At 39.1% G+C, this 18654-nt stretch carries 14 protein-coding genes and 1 pseudogene; 8 read left to right on the plus strand and 7 right to left on the minus strand.

Going from position 1 to position 18654, the window contains the following annotated elements; genetic code table 11:
* Nucleotides 1–1420: 1420 nt before the first annotated feature.
* Nucleotides 1421–2141: pseudogene (locus ACFIK3_RS02655) on the plus strand (tyrosine-type recombinase/integrase); the annotation flags it as partial.
* A gap of 903 nt (nucleotides 2142–3044) precedes the next feature.
* Here ACFIK3_RS02655 and ACFIK3_RS02660 read toward each other — a convergent pair.
* The 3 genes from ACFIK3_RS02660 to ACFIK3_RS02670 form a co-directional block, all read right to left on the minus strand.
* On the minus strand, nucleotides 3045–3629 hold the full coding sequence (locus ACFIK3_RS02660; RefSeq protein WP_273790499.1) for a CarD family transcriptional regulator: 585 nt from the start codon (nucleotides 3627–3629) through the stop codon (nucleotides 3045–3047).
* A gap of 304 nt (nucleotides 3630–3933) precedes the next feature.
* The gene (fdxA, locus tag ACFIK3_RS02665; RefSeq protein WP_273790498.1) at nucleotides 3934–4275 is read right to left on the minus strand and encodes a ferredoxin FdxA; all 342 of its coding nucleotides are present in this window, start codon (nucleotides 4273–4275) and stop codon (nucleotides 3934–3936) included.
* A gap of 21 nt (nucleotides 4276–4296) precedes the next feature.
* A complete protein-coding gene (locus tag ACFIK3_RS02670) occupies nucleotides 4297–5877 on the minus strand; it encodes a hypothetical protein (RefSeq protein ID WP_375676208.1) in 1581 nt (526 codons plus the stop codon).
* A gap of 577 nt (nucleotides 5878–6454) precedes the next feature.
* Between ACFIK3_RS02670 and ACFIK3_RS02675 the strand changes: the two genes are divergently transcribed.
* Nucleotides 6455–7366 (plus strand): RNA polymerase factor sigma-32, encoded by a 912-nt coding sequence (locus ACFIK3_RS02675; protein WP_015856975.1) that lies wholly within the window; start codon nucleotides 6455–6457, stop codon nucleotides 7364–7366.
* Nucleotides 7367–7675: 309 nt separating this feature from the next.
* Here ACFIK3_RS02675 and ACFIK3_RS02680 read toward each other — a convergent pair whose 3' ends face one another.
* Nucleotides 7676–9241 (minus strand): M48 family metalloprotease, encoded by a 1566-nt coding sequence (locus tag ACFIK3_RS02680; protein WP_375658031.1) that lies wholly within the window; start codon nucleotides 9239–9241, stop codon nucleotides 7676–7678.
* Nucleotides 9242–9388: 147 nt separating this feature from the next.
* Between ACFIK3_RS02680 and ACFIK3_RS02685 the strand changes: the two genes are divergently transcribed.
* The 4 genes from ACFIK3_RS02685 to rimJ all read left to right on the plus strand — a co-directional run bounded on the left by ACFIK3_RS02685 (nucleotide 9389) and on the right by rimJ (nucleotide 13509).
* Nucleotides 9389–10024, plus strand: coding sequence for a thiamine diphosphokinase (locus tag ACFIK3_RS02685; protein ID WP_273790494.1), 636 nt, complete (start codon nucleotides 9389–9391; stop codon nucleotides 10022–10024).
* A 100-nt stretch (nucleotides 10025–10124) separates the two neighbouring features.
* On the plus strand, nucleotides 10125–10511 hold the full coding sequence (locus ACFIK3_RS02690) for a hypothetical protein (protein ID WP_273790493.1): 387 nt from the start codon (nucleotides 10125–10127) through the stop codon (nucleotides 10509–10511).
* Entirely contained in the window at nucleotides 10511–12373 is a 1863-nt protein-coding gene (locus ACFIK3_RS02695) for an ABC-F family ATP-binding cassette domain-containing protein (RefSeq protein WP_273790552.1), read from the plus strand. Before ACFIK3_RS02690 ends, ACFIK3_RS02695 begins: the two co-directional genes overlap by 1 nt.
* 572 nt (nucleotides 12374–12945) lie before the next feature.
* Nucleotides 12946–13509 (plus strand): ribosomal protein S5-alanine N-acetyltransferase, encoded by a 564-nt coding sequence (gene rimJ, locus ACFIK3_RS02700; protein ID WP_375676250.1) that lies wholly within the window; start codon nucleotides 12946–12948, stop codon nucleotides 13507–13509.
* A 538-nt stretch (nucleotides 13510–14047) separates the two neighbouring features.
* Here rimJ and ACFIK3_RS02705 read toward each other — a convergent pair.
* Entirely contained in the window at nucleotides 14048–14308 is a 261-nt protein-coding gene (locus tag ACFIK3_RS02705) for a DUF2312 domain-containing protein (protein ID WP_005774567.1), read from the minus strand.
* 262 nt (nucleotides 14309–14570) lie between these two features.
* On the opposite strand from ACFIK3_RS02705, the gene ACFIK3_RS02710 reads away from it, so the two are divergent.
* Nucleotides 14571–15059 (plus strand): DUF1036 domain-containing protein, encoded by a 489-nt coding sequence (locus tag ACFIK3_RS02710; RefSeq protein WP_273790491.1) that lies wholly within the window; start codon nucleotides 14571–14573, stop codon nucleotides 15057–15059.
* Complete coding sequence (gene pyk, locus ACFIK3_RS02715) at nucleotides 15056–16492, plus strand: pyruvate kinase (protein WP_375675449.1); 1437 nt, start codon at nucleotides 15056–15058, stop codon at nucleotides 16490–16492. Before ACFIK3_RS02710 ends, pyk begins: the two co-directional genes overlap by 4 nt.
* A gap of 1474 nt (nucleotides 16493–17966) precedes the next feature.
* Here the strand turns inward: pyk and ACFIK3_RS02720 are convergent.
* Together ACFIK3_RS02720 and ACFIK3_RS02725 are read right to left on the minus strand one after the other, a co-directional pair.
* On the minus strand, nucleotides 17967–18350 hold the full coding sequence (locus tag ACFIK3_RS02720) for a cell division protein ZapA (RefSeq protein WP_273790489.1): 384 nt from the start codon (nucleotides 18348–18350) through the stop codon (nucleotides 17967–17969).
* Between the two features lie 12 nt (nucleotides 18351–18362).
* Nucleotides 18363–18638 carry a DUF4164 domain-containing protein gene (locus ACFIK3_RS02725; protein ID WP_005774573.1) on the minus strand — a complete coding sequence of 92 codons (276 nt, stop codon included), beginning with the start codon at nucleotides 18636–18638 and terminating at the stop codon, nucleotides 18363–18365.
* Between the last annotated feature and the right edge of the window lie 16 nt (nucleotides 18639–18654).

Raw genomic sequence — 18654 nt, forward strand, 5'->3', positions numbered from 1 at the left:
TTATTTCATCGATCAATGCACGCTTGGGGCGTGCATTTTCGCTTTAAGATGAATGTTGAGGTTCTCTTGCATCGTCTTCTATCGATGTGGAACAGGGAATGTATCGTGGGCGTTCCGTTTTAGTGGTTAAAACTTTAGCGTTTTATCTCTTTCAGTGGTAAGTTTCTCTTGATTCATTAGTGAATGCATTGGGTAAGATGCGTTTTTCGCTTTTTCTTGGGAACATATGTGGGATAAAGTTTTGCCGTAGAGAAATGATTCTATTGTGGGAGATGATTTTCTTGTTTTCTTGAGAGGCTATAAAGGGCTACTTGTATCAGTGTCTTTTATGATGACTTCGTTAAGAGCTTGGGTATTGATATAAGTTAGCTCAGTAATAGAATCATTTTGTATCGCACTTAATCTTTATTGATTATAGAGAGAATCCTATTAGACCGTAAAATATCATCGTTTAAGGCAGTTGATCTATGTAAGGCTTTAAGCATATCGGTGTTTTTTATGAGAATATTTAAGGCAATGGTTGTCTATAGGCTTATATTGTGACATGTGATTCTCCTTAAAAAAATAGAGATCGACATCACATTGATTTATAAAGATCATTTGTTGTTTTGCGCCTTGAATGGAAGGTCTATCGTAGGATTTTCTCATTTCAAATTTCTCTCATGTTGAATCAATGACAATCACTTGCTTTTCGGTCACAAGTGGGGATGGTATGTGAGTAAAAACTCTATAAAAAAGGAAAAAATGTCTATAATGAATACTTTCAAATGTAAGAATTGTTGTAACATTGGGATTAAGTGTATGCTGATGCCAGCGTGCTTTCTTATGAGCAGAAAAGAGACAACCGTTACAAGACAGAAGGTGTGCACATTCAATGATCTTTAGTGCTTTTGATTGATAAAGGTACATGAGACTTTTCTATGAATATCACGCTGTCTTTTCATATTTTTGAACTAAGAATTGTCCATATATTTTTCTTATTTTTGTGAATATAAGGGATTTGTTGCGAACAGCTTGTAAAAATAAGTAAACTTAAAACCAAATGTGTTGTGTATGGGGATGAGCAAAGTATTTTATCAAAGCCGGTACGACTCTCCAGTTCATAGCTGGTTTATGAGTGATTTTATGGTGGTGCTTACCTAAGTTTATGATTTTTTGTTATCTGTTCATCACTAGACAATATATTGATTTATATATATAATTCACTGTTTTCATATTGAATTAGAACCCCGAATAACGTAAGATTCACTCATTTCAAATCTCTCTATCTAGAATCAATCAAAACCACTCGCTTGCACGTCACAAGCGGGATGAGTGTGTGGATAAAATTTGTATAAGAAAGGACTCTTATGAATTGTCTTAAGAGCCAAGGGCTGTAGCACAACACCCACGAGCTGACAAATATAACGATGGTGCCGGCTTGCTTCTTCACAAACGTAAGAGATGGGGGTGGTCAATGGATTTACTGTTATACCTTTCCGGGGGGCTGCGAAATGGGCTTGGGTGCCTTGAGAGATGTTTCTTTAAAACAAGCCCGTAATTGGCAACTGGGTGGCGGGCTGTTTTACGTGAGGGGCGTGATCCCATTAAAGAACGTGAGAAACAAAAGCGTGAGGCAATGCGCAATCTCTATTATTTAAAAGATATCGTGTTGGATGCTTTTGAAAGCCGTAAAGCTGAATTAAAAAGAGATGGTAAAGCTTGTGATTGGTTTTTACACTTACGCCTTTATATTCTCCCTAAATTAGGCTGTCTGCCCGTTTCAGAGATTACGCAAACTGAGATACGCAATACGCTTTCTCCCATTTGGCATGCAAAAGCTGGAACAGCTCAGACAGCACTGAAGCGTCTTAATCTTTGTCTTAAACATGCGGTTGCATTAGGGTTTGGATGTTGATTTACAAGCAACGATAAAAGCACGCGCGCTCTTAGGGAAACAACGTCATAAAAAACAAAGCTTACCAGCCATGGATTGGAGAGATGTGCCGGTTTTTTATCAGTTACTCTGTAAAACACAAAACATAACACAACTGGCTTTGTGTTTGCTTATCCTGACAGGCGTTCATACTAATCCTTTGCGTCATATTCGTGAAGATCAGATTGAAGATGATATCTGGACAATTCCTGCTGAGAATATCCAATCTTTAGCGGTTTGTTTGAAACAGAGATTGAGACTTTTAAGAGTTCTATGAATCATTCTAGATTTTATGTGTCCGATTGGAGTAAGAATATTGCGTATATCTCGTAATCTCTGAAATGAGAAACCTCATTTGGGAAAAATATGAAATTGAAAGGGCAATGCTAACGTTCATTTTTATTGCTATTTTTTACGTTAGCTTTACTGCTTTCAAAAGTATTTGGCATGCTTTTTACAGAATGGAGATGATGGTTTTAGTTCATGTTTTTTTTTATCGCGTTCTTTAATGAGGAGGAATGCTTCTCATACAAAATAGAGCGCCCAAGACAAAATATGCTTATGTTGTACCGTCACGCGTTTTTTAAAAGGAATATTTTTCAATATTTGTGGCATCCATTTTATGACGGCGTTTTTGAATGTTATAATGGTTTTGTAGAAGGGTAAATGGTAAAGTCTCGGTGTAGTGTATAAACGGCACTATGATCTTTACGCTTCATGAAAAAGCAAGCCTGCTGCCTTACACATTTTGCCAGATTCCAATGTTGGTATATCCTTTGGTGCTTGAGACAGTGTCTTGCTCTTTTTGTACAGTTTTTACCCACAGATCAGCCTCGCTTGTGATTGACAAGCAAGTGATTTGATTAATTCAACATGAGAGCAATTTGAAATGAGTAATCTTACCATATTCAAGATTCTAATTTAATATGAATAATGCTAGATTATGATGATTAATCAGTTTGTTATCTATGAAGAAAGAAAATAAGGAGGAATTTGTCGAAAAGTTAGATTGTTTATAGATTGGCGCTGGTTAAGAAACTTTGTCCTTAAGGGCAGAGAGGATGTTAAAAAATAAAACCAGCTTTTCGCTGGTTTTATCGAAATATCATCATTATGATGAGAGAGTGTATTATGCAGCGTAGACAGCTTTACTGTTTTCATCTGTTTCTTCTCTCTCAGTTTTAAACTCGCGTTCCGGCTTGTTGGAGAGATGCATCTCTATGAGATTGATAGCTTCTGTTTCAGAAAGACTATTAATAACCGCAATTTCGCGGGCCATTCTTTCAAGAGCAGCTGTATAAAGTTGGCGCTCAGAGTAAGATTGTTCAGGTTGTAGATTAGAGCGGAAAAGATCACGGACCACTTCGGCGATACAAATAAGATCTCCTGAGTTGATTTTGGCATCATATTCTTGTGCACGACGTGACCACATGGTCCGTTTAACACGTGCTTTTCCACGTAAAACTTTTAAGGCACGTTCGACAGAGTCACTAGCAGATAATTTACGCATTCCAACGGAAAGGGCTTTTGCAATGGGGACTTTGACATCCATCTTATCTTTCGCGAAATGAATGACAAAAAGTTTCAATTTATGTCCTGCAACTTCTTGATCTTCAATCGCTATAATTTGTCCTACTCCATGTGTAGGGTAGACGATATATTCAGAGGTTGCAAATTCTTTGGTCTTGGAAGACGTTCCATGTTGGGATGCCATATTTTAGTTTACTCCCTTATGATCAACAAATGTATCGGAAAACAGGTTATAAACCTGAGGGTTGAGTTTTCTTTAACCAAGTATATTGTACCAATTAAGTGAGCATAAAAGCCGAGTACTTTTAAATCCAAAAAAAATACATTGCTTTACTGTAAAAAGCAAAGAAAAATACTTAGAAAGATGATCATGTTAAAATAACACTAACATCAAACTTTAAAAGAATCAATCATTTCGCTTAAGGATTTTTTTATTTTTACAAGAGAAGTCTTTCAGTCGTTGAAGGAGGAGGGTGTACACTGTATCATTACTCTTCGCCACTTCCTGGATTTTCTGAAAAATACTTTTCTAATTTATTTGGAACGCCATCCATTTCTTTTGCTTGAGAAAGGGGATCTTTTCGGGTGGTTAGATTAGGCCATTTGTTTGCATAATGAAGATTAAGTTCTAACCACTTTTCTAATCCTGGTTCTGTATCAGGTAAAATCGCTTCTGCTGGGCATTCTGGCACACAAACACCACAATCGATGCATTCATCGGGGTGAATAACAAGCATATTTTCCCCTTCATAAAAACAATCAACAGGGCAGACTTCAACGCAATCCGTATATTTGCAGTGAATGCAGTTGTCGGTTACTACGTGGGTCAAGATCAAACTCCATTTGTTACTTTAATTCTCTTTAGAGGAAAGTGGGTGCGTGTTTTTATGATTGGTGAGTTGATCGCGTAGTACAGCTAGTTTCGCAAAAGGTGAATCAGGATTAAGGCGCTTTTCTTTGTGAAAAGGCTTATGATTTGCATGTTTTCCTTGGGATTTGTGGAACTTATGAGAGCGTTTTGCTTGTGATAGTGCTTCTTGAGGGGAATTTTCATTTGTGTGTTCCGCTTTTTTTACAGCGTTCTTCGATTTATTTTGCCACTTATTTCCTAATTTATCATGTTTTTTTTGTGCGTGGTGGTGAAATTGATGCTTATAATGCCATAATAAAATAACTTTACCTTCTTCTGTAGAGCGAGGGGATTTGGCAAAATTCCCAACAGGTTCAGCTGCTGGTAAACGATTGGTTTTATGGAGATGTTTTTCAATACCAGAGGATAAAGTGTTTGGGTATGAGGTATTTTTTTCTTCTCGTGTTGTTTCTAAATCGCTTATTGTTTGCCATTGACTTCCAACGCATTCTGCTGCAGGAACATCTTGCATTGCCCCATTGACAGGGGAAGAGGCTTGGTGTGCAAAGAGATTTTGTTCAAAAACAGTATTGCTTATACTGTACGATTGATAACCAAGTCCTTTGAGGATTTCTTCCATATCGTTTCCATTGGCCCCAAGAATGGACATCATAGCTGGTGTAACAAAAAAACTTTTGCCATCATAGGCTCCATCGGGTCTGGGATCACTTCCTTGTTTCCAATGAAGTGCGGGGCGGATGAGATTGGCAAGACGTTCTAAAATATCAATCCGTACAGCACGTTGCCCTAAGATTCGGTAGCCGGCTAATTGATAAAATTGGCGGTTATAGGTAGGGTCAACAATCAAAGAGGTTCGACCAGCAGATAATGCTGAAAAAATTTCACCCAAACCAGTTTGATCTTGTCCCGCATTTTGAAGATTCCACAGGAGAGTAATGGCTTGAACCGGAGCAGGTTTAAGCATTCCGGCAACATAGATGTGAAAAGCGCCAAAACGCACGCCTAGACGCCGAAGCACGGCACGTGATTCTTGCGCAAGTTTTTTGACAATGTCTAAAACTTCGCGGCGTGGTAAAATCCCTAAAGAGTTAAAAAGTTGTAAAGCAAGACTGTTTGTTGAATCCGTTAAATTATCAGCATTGCGCAAATCAAACAGGGGTTTTAAAGTCGTTTCAAAATGAAAGGTGACAAAGCGTTCTAATCGCTTCACAACGTTATTGCGGGATTCTCCCGTGAGTTGTTCATCTGCTAAAACAATCAGTTTTGGTTTGAAAAAATCTTCTGTTGCTACAAGTTGTCCTACGGGTTGACCAATCCAGCGCACAATTCCATCAGAACTGAGGGTAAAATCTCCATTTGCACAAGCACAAAAACGTGTCGCGCGTTTGGAAAAAGCAAGAATCAAATTCTCATTCTCTGTTGAAATTTGCTTCTCAGCTATTTGATCGGTACTGTTTTTGTTGGCATAAAAACGAAAACCTTCAAATTTACCCCTTCCGTGTTTTTCAATGAGAATATCATCTTGAAGAATCTCATTCTGTTGAACAATCTTGCTATCCATGATCATTTTCTTTCTCAGTGTGACACTGGTCAAAAGCTTTTTGCGACAATTTCATAATGGTGCTCTTTCTTTAACACGTTTGTTGCGTTTGCTTCAATCACTCTTGTCATTTTTTGCTGTTTCTTTGCGCCTTTAAAACTTGAATGATTCTTTTTTTATTCAGTTTTCATTCAGTTTAGATGCTTTATATTTGCAAATTACACTTATTAGTTGTATTGTAAAGCTGAAAGCATGAATAAATTCTTCAATTTAAAAGGAAACGGAATTGGTTATCAAAAAACAGCATTTGTTTTGCGTGATCACTTTATTTTTTTTGCTGTTTTGTCATGAAAAGTGGAGAGAAAGTTTTTTCAAATATTTCATAGGCTAAAAGGCATGTTGTAAAGGCATTTTGCAGGTGAAATTGTGTCTTATGACAAGAAGTTTTACCATGACAGTAAAAAAAACAATTGCGATTATAAAATTACACGTTAAAGTAGTAGGTACAGAAGTTAACAACTTTTGCGTTCTTTTTAAGCAAAGAACAATGATGTCGTTGCCAAATCAATTTTGATAATTTTAATCGCAAGGGGTTATTATGGGTAATCTTTCAAATGCTGTTTATAAAAGCAGCAAAAATTATAGCGATGCAGACAAAAGCTTAGGACGTAATATGATGCGTTCTGCTATGCAAGCACCTTATCTTGAACGACAAAAAGAGCATGATTTGGCTCTGCGGTGGAAAGACAAACGTGATGATGATGCCATGCATCAAATTGCAGCGGCTCATATGCGTTTAGTGATTGCTATTGCTAATCGCTTTAAACGTTTCAAAATGCCATTGGGAGATTTGGTCCAAGAAGGGTATGTGGGACTATTGGAAGCAGCTGCACGTTTTGAACCTGATCGGGAAGTGCGTTTTTCAACGTATGCAACGTGGTGGATACGCGCTTCTATTCAAGATTATATTTTGCGAAATTGGTCAATCGTTCGAGGGGGAACGAGTTCTTCGCAAAAAGCACTTTTCTTTAATCTTCGGCGTTTGCGTGCAAAACTGATACAAGATGATAGTGCTTTGTCAAAACAGGATATTTTTCGCACAATCGCTGAAAAGCTTGGCGTTTCCGTGCGCGATGTTGAAACGATGGATTTTCGTTTTTCCAGTTCTGATAATTCCTTGAGTGTTTCTGTTTCTGAGAATAGTGATAATCCCATTGCTAAGATGGATGTTTTGGTGGATGATAGTCCTCTTCCTGATGCTTTAATTGAGCAAGTCATTGATGGTCAACGGCGTACACAGTGGCTTTACGATGCGTTGCAAATTCTCAACGAACGGGAGTTGGAAATTATTCGCTTTCGTCGCTTAAATGAAGAGGGGGCGACTCTCGAAGTTTTGGGTGAAAAGTTAGGAATCTCGAAAGAGCGCGTGCGTCAAATTGAAGCTAGGGCTTTGCAAAAATTGCGTTCTGCTCTCCTTACGGTTCATTCAGAAGACGCTTACGATATATAAGCAGTGAAATGCTTTGGGGGGGGAGGAGGAAAGAGAATATATTAAGTGGGGGCATATGAGAATATGATGAAGTCAGTTTTAGGGGGGGGCATATTTGTTTAGGAATATGCCTCCTTGGGGGCGCTACTGATAAACAGAGGAAGACAGGGGGCAGAGTTAGTTGGAGAAAATATGTATCACACGGAGGCCTATAGAGGCATGATGAAATTGGATTTTAAAGTGTTCCTCCTTATTTTCGAATATGCTTTAAGGGGGAGGGCGTGATACAGATAGAAAAGAATTAAAACTGTAGCAGATGAGAAAAAGGGCTTATTCTGTAATAATTTTTACTTTGGTACCTGCGGGTAAAGTTTGCGTTGGTGAGAGGGCGTTGAGGATGCGAAAGAGTTTTTCTTTATATGGTGTGTATTGCATTTTATCTGCAAGATTTGCAACGGTTTCTCCTTGTTTAACACGAACAACACGGATTTTTAAGGGCTGCAATTTTTTTAACTGTGAAGATGAAAGAGAATGAAAGCTTTGTAGCGTTTTTTGGGCAACCTCTGCAAAATTTCGAGAATTATGTGGAGCGGCCGTCAAAAAACGAAAGATGTGGTTGTTGAATGGAATGGCAACCACATCAAATTGCCATTGATCATTGGTAGCATAGGCCTGTGCTCCAAGTAAACTTTGGCTTTGGAATCCTTGACGCGTAAATTCTTGATTGGGGAGCCCTTGAATTGTGATGGGGCGGATAGATGATTGGTCTAGCCCGAGAATCCAGCCGCTTTTCAAATAATCACTCGCAGATATTTCAGCAGGATGTGGAATAGCGTCAAAACGAATCGCAATTTTATCTGGCCCACTGGCCCAAACAGTGTGTGCTGAATGTTCTATTGTAAAATTATTTGGAACAGAAAAAGCTATGCGCAATTGTGGGTGAATAAATTGGTTGCCTCGTACAAAACCTGTATAAAAGCCTCCTCCAAAAATCATGCCATCAATGCTTTTGAGAAAAGAATCATGATCGGATATTGTACTATTCCCTTTACTGATTTTACGCGCTTTTTCTATCGCAAGCCGAATGCGTTGAGGGGTGGTTGGGTGAGAAGCTAGAAAATCTAGAGAGGCATTTTGGGTGCCGGAGATATTACGAAAAGCACTATAGGCTTCCATTGTTTGAAGAAAGCGCGGTGAAGCAAATGGATCATATCCTGATTGTTGGAGCATTTCGAGTGCAAGGGAATCAGCTTCCAGCTCTTGATTGCGGGAAAATTGCGCGAGTTGTTGCTTGTTTTGCATAGGGTTATGAAGTTTTTTGCCAATAGAAGAAAGAAGACGTGAAGACATGTGATTGGTCATCTTTAATTGGGCTTCTTTTTGCAGGCGTAAAATGCCATGATTGGCTCTGATATGTGCTATCTCATGGGCTAAAATGGCTGCAACTTCTGAAGAATCATTGGCTAATGCCAGCATACCACGAGTGATGTAGATCGAGCCATTGGGGAGCGCAAAGGCATTGACAGTTTCTGAGTTTAAAATTGTTACAGAATAGCTTTGATGAGAACTATGTGATGCAACTGCCAGTTTACGGACAATCTTTGCTAAAAGGTGTTCAAGTTTTGCATCATGATAAGCGCCACCATACATTTGCAGAATACGTGGGTGTTGCAGAGCGCTTAATGTGACATAGATATTGTGGTTGTTGGTACGTTTGATCGTTTTAGAAGAAGTGGAAGAAAGCCTATCATTTTGAGAAAGTGGTGTATGACAAGCCGAAAGGAGAAACGTTAAACTTATGAGAGTGGCTTTATACAGGCACGAGCGAAAAAGAAAAATGGGGTGCGTTGGACCATGGTGCACATTATTTCTGCGGAGTAATTTGGCAAATTGCATTTGTATCTTTGTATCGTATGTTTCTTTAAGAAAGGCATTAGAGATAAGGATTCGTTTGGCTATATCATGCTTTTTGTTTATAAAAAATGACTCTCACTTATAAAAAGATGCACTGTAAAGAAAATTTTGTGAAAGGCAAAGTATGGCATGACAACATTTACGATATTATTAAATGGGGATGTTCATATCACTGATCGTTTGCTTAATCAAATTCAAAACAGTCGGGTAATTGCTGCTGATGGTGGTATGCGTCATGCGGCAGCGCTTAATGCGACGCCTGAGTTGTGGTTAGGGGATTTTGATTCATCAGATGAGAATTTAATACGTCAATATAGTCATGTTCCGCGTGAAGTTTTTCCCTCTGATAAAGATATGACAGATAGTGCTCTGGCATGTGAAAGAGCGCTGCAAAATGGCGCTAAAAAGCTTATTTTGTGCGGTGCTTTGGGAGGGGAGCGAAGTGATCACAGCCTTTCTCATATAACGCAAGCGTTGATGATGGCTGAAAGGGGTATTTCAGTGTTGTTGACAAGCGGTTTGGAAGAAGGTTGGCCAGTTTTGTCAAAACCTTGTTCGTATGATTTGCCTAAGGGATGTTTGTTTAGTATTATCGGTTTTTCTGATTTAAAAGGTTTAACTCTTAAAGGGGTAAAATGGCCAATTTGTGACAAAAATGTGTCATTTGGCTCTTCTTTAACACTTTCTAACCGTATTTGTGGAACCTTTTCTTGCCATTTAGGTTCTGGAAAAGCTATATTGTTAGTGTCTGTACCTATTCCATAAAGCTCTTCCAATATATTTTGAATAAGGCAGGGGGGGGCCTAGTGATGAAGTGCCGACATAAACGATATATGTATTGATCTTGAGAAGGAAAGGTTTTGATATGTTAAAATCAATTTTTAAAGTGGCCGTTGTTTCAGCCATTGGTTTCAGTTCAGTCGCTTGTACTACAAACGATGAACGCGTTGCACGTTACGGCGTAGGAGGAGCAGCAATCGGTGCTTTGGCTGGAACTGCTATTGCTGGAAGTACGCCTGGAGCAGCACTGACCGGTGCAGCATTTGGTGCTTTGGCTGGAACAGTAACAGGTGCAGCTGCAAATCAAAGAAAACAACAAAGACAGGTATCACAATTGTGCACGTATCGTGGTCGTAGAGGGCATGTTTACCAAGCACCTTGTGGACAGAGAGTTCCTGTACGACAATTATGTGCTTACCGTGATGCAAGAGGGGTGATGTATAAAGCACCTTGTCCGCGCCGCGTTCGTTAATGGCGGTGCCGCTTCTGCGGCTTGACCGCATTTTCTTAAATTTTGGAAAAACGCCTTTGCTCAATCAAGCTTGTTTATCGGTTGAGCAGGGGGCGCGTATTGCGCTGGTCGGCCGTAATGGTTGTGGAAAATCGACCCTATTAAAAATTGCCGCAGGAATATTAGAGCCTCATGGTGGCGAAATTTTTCGCCACCCGCGAGTAACGCTCCGTTATGTCTCACAAAATCCGGATTGTTCAGGATTTGAAGATATTAATGCTTATATGGAAGCGGGGCTGGACGATACATCTGATGTCCAGTGGATCAATACGCTTCGCACAAATTTAGGGTTTTCTGGGGCGGAAAAATTGGAAACGCTTTCGGGAGGCGAAAAGCGGCGTGTTTCACTGTTACGGGCCATTGCTGCAAAACCCGATATTTTGTTCTTAGATGAACCAACCAATCATCTTGATTTACCAACCATTGAATGGCTGGAAGCTGTTTTAGCTTCTTTGCGTTCAGCGATTGTGGTGATTTCCCATGATCGGCGATTTTTAGAAAATGTTACGCGGTCAACGGTATGGCTTGATCGTGGCACAACCAAAAGACTGGAAAAGCGTTTTTCTGAGTTTGAAAATTGGCGTGATAAAGCACTGGAAGAAGAAGCCATCGAACAGCATAAATTGGGGCGCCAAATTGCTCGTGAAGAGCAATGGTTGCGTTATGGCGTGAGCGCACGGCGTAAGCGTAATGTACGGCGCTTAGGCGAATTAAAAGATTTAAGACAGCGTCATCAAACCTATAAAGGGCAGCCGGGAAATGCACTTTTGACAGCAGCAAAAAGTCATGATTCTGGGCAATTGGTGCTTGAAGCAAAGAAAATTTCAAAATCCTATGGTGATCGCATTATCGTGAAAGATTTCTCTTTGCGCATTCAGCGGGGTGATCGAATCGGGTTGGTAGGACCCAATGGAATCGGAAAGACAACGCTCCTTTCTGCATTAATTGGGCAAGAAGCCGTGGATAGTGGAACGGTGAGGCATGGCTATAACCTCTCTATGGCATTGCTTGATCAGCAACGTATTTTAAATGAAGAAGAAACTTTAGCGCATTATTTAACGGGAGGAAGAGGTGATACTCTTGTGATCAATGGGCTGGAGCGGCATGTGGTTTCTTATATGAAAGACTTTTTATTTTCACCGGAACAAGCACGCACTCCCCTTAAAGAATTTTCCGGGGGAGAAAGAGCACGCCTCATGCTTGCACGACTTCTTTCTCGTCCTGCAAACTTTTTGATTCTTGATGAACCGACCAATGATTTGGATATGGAAACTTTGGATTTGTTGCAAGAATTTATTGCTGATTTTGCGGGAACTGTATTGTTGGTCAGCCATGACAGAGACTTTTTAGATCGTACTGTAACGCATATGTTGGCACCTCAAGGTGATGGTCATTGGGTTTTGTATGCGGGCGGCTACAGTGATATGATGGCGCAAAACCAGCATGCTCTTCGTTTACAACGCAAAAAAACAGAATTATCGCAGCGTAAAGCACCTTCAAAATCTCATGCGGGAGAGCTTTCAAAGCAGGACACATCAACAGATCATGGCTTGATAGGGCGGGAGAAAAAAACACGAAGTAAATTGTCTTATAAGCAGGTTTATGCATTGGAAAAATTGCCTGAAGAAATTGCTGTTTTGCAGGACGAAATCAAAAAAATTGAGCAAGAACTCTCTGATCCAGCTCTCTATCGCAGTGATAAAGAGCGTTTTGAGCGTTTATCAACAACGTTGGAAAAAAAGAAAAATACTTGCACACAAAAAGAAGAAGAATGGTTAGAGCTTGAAATTTTACGCGAAGAAATGGAAGCGTGTTCACGGTAATGTTTTAGATATTAATATCTAAGCATTTTAATTCGTATTGCATCATCGCTTTTCTTTGATTTGTTACAAGATCTTATGGCTGATTTTGCGCGAACAGTGTTGTTGACGAGTTATGGCAGAGACTTTTTAGATCGCACTGTAACATATAGCACCTCAAGGTGATGGTCATTGGGATTTGTATACGGGGGCAGTGATATGGTAGAGCGCAAAACAAGCATGCTCTGAGCTTACAAGGCAAAGAAACAAAACTATCTTTGCCGTGAGTTTTTTCAAAATTTCGTATATGGAAGTATGCCAGTTCCCTTGCATACTTTGCCAGTCCCCAATGTTGCTACAGCGCCCCTTGGAACTTGAGAGCATTCATAAGAAATATTCCCTTGTCTTTACCTTATGCTTTAAACATACCACCTCCGCTTATGATGGAAAAGCAAATGATCCTCATTGATTCTAACGTAAGAAGTGTTGTGATGAGGAAAGCTTACTGTATTCGACATTATGATTTGAGTTTAAAAATGATGATTTGTTAAGATAAATCAACGTGTTATTGTTATATTGTTTAGGAGGAGAAAATGATGGCAATTCAAACAAAGCAAACAATTTCTACATTGATCGGTTTAGAAGATGCAGCTGAACTGTCTTCTTATTACCTCCGTAATGCGAATCATCTGCATCCTTTTGAACCTGTTAGATCTGATGATTACCATACCCTAACAGCTTGGGAAACACGAGCCAATGCATTTGCTTGTGAAAGTGCACAGGGACAAGCATATCGATATGCTGTACGATTAAAAAATGAAAACACAGTCATCGGTGTTGTGAATTTTACAAATGTGGTTCGGGGTGTTTTTCAAGCCTGTCATCTTGGTTTTTCTCTTGATGAAAAACAACAAGGCAAAGGTCTCATGTTTGAGAGTTTATCGGCTCTAATACGCCATATCTTTCATGTTTATCATCTACATAGAGTGATGGCAAATTATAGACCTGAGAACATAAAAAGCGAACGTTTATTAAAACGCCTTCATTTTGAAAAAGAGGGCTATGCCAAAGACTATTTGATGATTTCTGGAAAATGGAGAGATCACATTCTAACCTCTCGAATCAATGATCTTTATGAGTCCGTTAATAGATTCCAATAAAGTTTTGTTAAGGGTCTTTTTATCAAATGTGTAAATATGCTGAATTTCTCCCTATCCTCAAAGATTAAGATCTTTAACCACCTCTTCTTTTATAAATAGTTTAGAATCTCGTTTAGCGGATTTCAACTGCTGACCATTTTCATATGTTTCTTTTCGTAGATAATAAATTGATTTATCATCATAATTCATTTTTTTTCAATTTGAAGAGAGTCCTCAATATCGGAAGACTTTCTCACTTCAAATTTATTGATGTTTAATCATAAAAAACACCTCTCTTGCACATCACAAACTGGGTTGGCATACAAGTGAGGGTTTATGTGGATAAACAATGATTGAAGAATAAGAATAAAAATTCTCTGTATAAATCCTTTTAAATGTGAGGGCTGTTGCAATATTGTGTATTCTGTGACCGATAGTCTCGTTACAAGTTACACAAACGGCTTATTGTTGGGTGAAATTTTTATACATTCATTTATTTTTTGCCATTTGTTTTTTGTATTTTCTTTTCTTAAGAAAATTTCCAATGTTATCAATGGCTTTAATTCATACCAAGCGCATTTTTATAAAGTTCAATGATTGCTTCTTCTTCCATTCTTTCATGCTCTTCTTTTTTACGCAGCCGTATAATGCTTCGAACAGCTTTACTATCAAAGCCAGAGCCTTTAAGTTCAGTGTAAACGTCTTTAATATCATCAGAAATGGTTTTTTTCTCTTCTTCTAGTCGTTCAATACGTTCGATAAAAGAGCGTAATTGGTTTACGGATATAGCGTGTGTTTGATCGGTTACTGTATCGTTCATTGTATTTTTCTCCAAGTTATATATTTTAAGTTGTTTTTCGACGACGAATTTATGTTAAAAAAGCTTGAAAATAAAAAGTAAATCAAGCTACACAGCTTTTTTACAAATTGACTTTAAATATTTTGTAAAATTTTTAAGATATATGCATTGATAAAAGGGCTATAAAAAGAAAAATATGAAAATATACGTTTTAGACTTGAAAAGCTTTTAAAAAAGAAATGTGTAATTTGTTTTGAGAATTTGACATTATAGAGGAAGTTTTGTGATTTTAAAAAAACGATATTGGGTGTTTCAGAAAGGATTAAAAGTTTTTCTCTTGAGTATTTTGCTCTTGTTTCCCCTCGTTGTTTTTGCAAAAGCTGACTTTAGAGTTTGTAATACAACCCAACAGTCTGTAGGGGTTGCTCTTGGATATCGTACATTTTCAGGGTGGGTGAGCGAAGGCTGGTGGACGGTACCAGTGACGGAATGTAAAACTTTAATTGAGGGGCCTCTTGCTTCACGGTTTTATTATTTTTATGCGGAAGGAGCACAAAAAAAAGGGAACTGGGCAGGCTCTGTGACCATGTGTGTACAAGATAGCCAATTTACCATTCAAGGGGTTCATGATTGTTTCCCTCGAGGATATCAAAAGGCTGAATTTAAAGAGATCGATACCGGAAATCAAACCAGTTGGATGGTACAGTTGACGGATGAGTCTTTGTTAAACAATTCAGTTATACCTTCTCTTTCAGGAAATTCTCCACCGTGAAACGTGCACGTAAAGTAAAAATTATTGCGACTCTTGGTCCTTCTTCTTTTTCTCGTTTGATGATTGAGAAGCTTTTTAGGGCAGGGGCAGACGTTTTTCGTCTTAATATGAGCCATACTGATCGTGATATGCTGGGTGATTTGGTCAAGTCTATACGAGAAGTTGAAAAAACAGTTCGACGCCCCATTGGTATTTTAGTGGATCTTCAGGGGCCAAAACTGCGTGTGGGGCGTTTTGCTAAGGGGCAAGAAGATTTGCGTGTTGGGCAAAGCTTTACATTAGATAATCGCGATGTTCTTGGTGATGCACAGCGTGTTTTTTTCCCTCATGAGGATGTATTTTCGGCTGTTAAACCAGGGGATCGGTTGTTGATTGATGATGGAAGGGTGGAACTGCGTGCGCAAGTTTGTGATGGTCATTTTGTACAGTGTCGCGTGGTTGCTGGAACCCGTATTTCTGATCGAAAGGGTGTCAGTTTTCCCGATACAATTTTGCCTTTTGATTCGATGACGTCAAAAGATAAGGAGGATCTTCAGGCTCTTTTACAGCAGCCTGTTGATTGGGTTGCTCTTTCTTTTATTCAACGTCCAGAAGATATTATAGCGGTGCGTCAGTTGACGAAAAGCAAGGTGTCTTTGATGGCTAAAATCGAAAAGCCTCAAGCCTTGGAGCATATAGAGAAAATTATTGAGGTATCCGATGGTATTATGATTGCACGGGGTGATCTTGGAGTGGAAATGCCCTTGGAAAAGGTCCCTGCACTTCAGATGGAGCTCATAAAAGCTTGTCGTTTAGCAGGAAAGCCTGTTGTGGTGGCAACACAAATGCTCGAATCAATGATTACATCTCCTGTTCCCACACGCGCAGAAGTGTCGGATGTTGCTACAGCAGTTTATGCAGGAACAGATGCGGTGATGTTGTCTGCTGAATCTGCTTCTGGTCGCTATCCTGAAGAAGCTGTGCTTATGATGGACCGAATCGCGCGGCAAATCGAACAGGATCACACTTATGCCGCTCAGGTTGGGGCACAACATCCAGCACCAGAATCAACAGGAACGGATGCGATTTCTCTTGCTGCGCGTCAGATTGCTGAAACACTTGCTCTATCCGCTATCGTTGCCTATACGGCTTCAGGAACCACCGGGGTGCGTGCCTCTCGTGAACGCCCTAATAGACCGATTATTGCTTTATCGCCCATTGTGGAAACAGCACGGCGTTTGGCTTTAGTTTGGGGGCTTCATTGTGTGGTTACGCAAGATGCACGGAGTTTAGAGGATATGGTTGATCGTGCAGCAGCTATTGCATTTCAGGAAGGCTTTTGCAAAGGGGGAGATCGCTTCCTTGTGACAGCTGGGGTTCCCCTTGGAACGCCCGGTGCGACAAATCTCTTACGTATTGCTTCTGTCTCTCAAGATGGAACGAAAGGGATTTGAGCCGTTTACGCATGGTGTTTTTTCATGCGCCTTTGAACAGGCTTTAAAAACAACGGGTGCGCGCCTCTTGTGAATGCCTCCATAGAACCCATTATTCTTTTATCTCTTATCGTAAGATAGAAAGGTATTGCGTTAGGTTGTCCAGTTTGGGGATGGGAGCAGATGCGGTGATGTTGTCTGTTGATTTTGTTTTAGTTCTGAGGAAGCTGCTTTTACGGTAGGGCATTTAATGGGAGCCCCCCTTTTATTTCATTAAGGCATATTGGGGATTGCTTTATTGATGTTTATACGAGCCAGATGTTCATTGATAATGAGAATTTATTCTTTTTCTTTTTGAATGAGAGCCTTGAAATTGTTCTCATTTTAAACTTTTGCAAACAGAATTGAATAAAATTAAAATTATGTGCCTAAAAAATCGTACTGGTATGTTATGAGAAAAAGTGATGGGTGAATGTGTTTTTAAAATATGCTTTGTCTGATCATTTGCAACATATTGATTTATAATGATAATTTATCGTTATTAAACTTGAATTAGAACCCCGAATTCCGTAAAATTCTCTTCAATTTATTTATGTTTTGTTAATTATAACTCTTTGCTTGTACGTCACAAGCGGGTGGGACATGTGGGTAAAAATTGTACAAGAAAGGCATAATTCTTATGAACCGTTTTAAGAGCCAAGGGGGCTGTCGCAATATTGAGGGCTGGTTATAATGATGGTGCCGACTTGTTCTTTTATTAAGCTTGGAGATTTTGGGTGGTGGGGAGAGGAATATGGATTATTTGTTATAAGGATAAAAATAGCGGTAGAGGATGTTTTCAAGAGCTATTATTGTTGTTTATGATGTTTGAGGTTGTATGAGATTAACATACTCTTCGGTTTTGACTTTTTTCCTGCTCTAAAGGATGAAAATACTTAATTCACGCTGGTTTATAAATGATACGGTTCTTTTCGGTGGGTTTCATCGGATGAACATTCTAGGTGCAAAGACTCTATGGTGCTTATATTATCAAATAGCGGTGTTTTACGGTATAATAGATAAGGTTATTTTTTTAATATATTGAATCTGCTTGATATTATCTAGGGGCAAGGATTTTGGACATGCATTCATAGGGAACATGAATATAGTTCTTTTTTTCGAAGGGTGCTTTATTTGTTTGTTGCTGTTGTCATTTATATGATTTTTTTACATGATGTTGGTTTTGTTATCTTATTGCGCTGTTAAAAGACATCTCATTTGAAATGTGGTGATATAAGGCAGCCTCCTTGATATAGGAAGCGTTTGTGCGGAGGTGAAATATTCAGGGTAGGGCTTTCTTGTTGAGGTTTAAGTTAATCCCATAAGTCGTGAGTAGCTGGAATCCTTCCTATAAGAAACCAGACTGTTTACAGACTGGCGTGGGTTTAAGAATTTTTATCCTGTGAGATGTGGCGGACAAGTCAAGTCTCTGGTTTATTATGCGCTGATGTACTTTTTAGAAATCTTCCTGTTCTTGTTCTTGAATGTTTGTGTGGTTTTGATCATCTTTGAGCAATTGGTTGGTGAGATTTTCAATGCGTTGTGTGGTGTCACGCATAATTTTCCCCATGGTGCGGTCTCTTTCGTTGTGGAGTCGTAAAAGAGCATTGTAGTCTTCTTGTAATTTTTTATTTTCTCGTTTTATTTCTTCCATTTCATCGATAATCATTATGCCAGCCATAACCGATAAACGATGGTCGCCAATTTCACCAAAATTGTTCTTTAAATGTGTGATATATTGATCTAATTGAGCAGCAAGCGCAATAAGACGACGTTCTTGTCCTTTGTCACAAGCCATGCGATAAATTTTACCATCAATGGTAACGGAAACAGTTTCCATACATTCAAACCTTTATCTATCAATGACAACACGAATTGTTTCCATTGCTTTAATAAGACGTTTGGAAACTTCTTTGTTTACGGACTCTAAGCGTTCAATTTGGGCTTCAGCTTTGTCAAGCGCTTGGGCAAGATGGCTGCGGTCAGCATTCATTCGTTGGATTTCTTCTTCCCATTCGTTATTTTTATCAATAACGGCATTACGGTTTATTATGGTGATCTCTAAAGTTCTAAGTGCCTTTTCTAGGTGCTCTAAAGCATCTTGTAGAACTGTAGTCTCTTGGTTCATTGCTTTTATCCTTTGG

Origin of the sequence: Bartonella sp. CB10SXKL, from assembly GCF_042195515.1 — a bacterium.
Taxonomy (GTDB): domain Bacteria; phylum Pseudomonadota; class Alphaproteobacteria; order Rhizobiales; family Rhizobiaceae; genus Bartonella.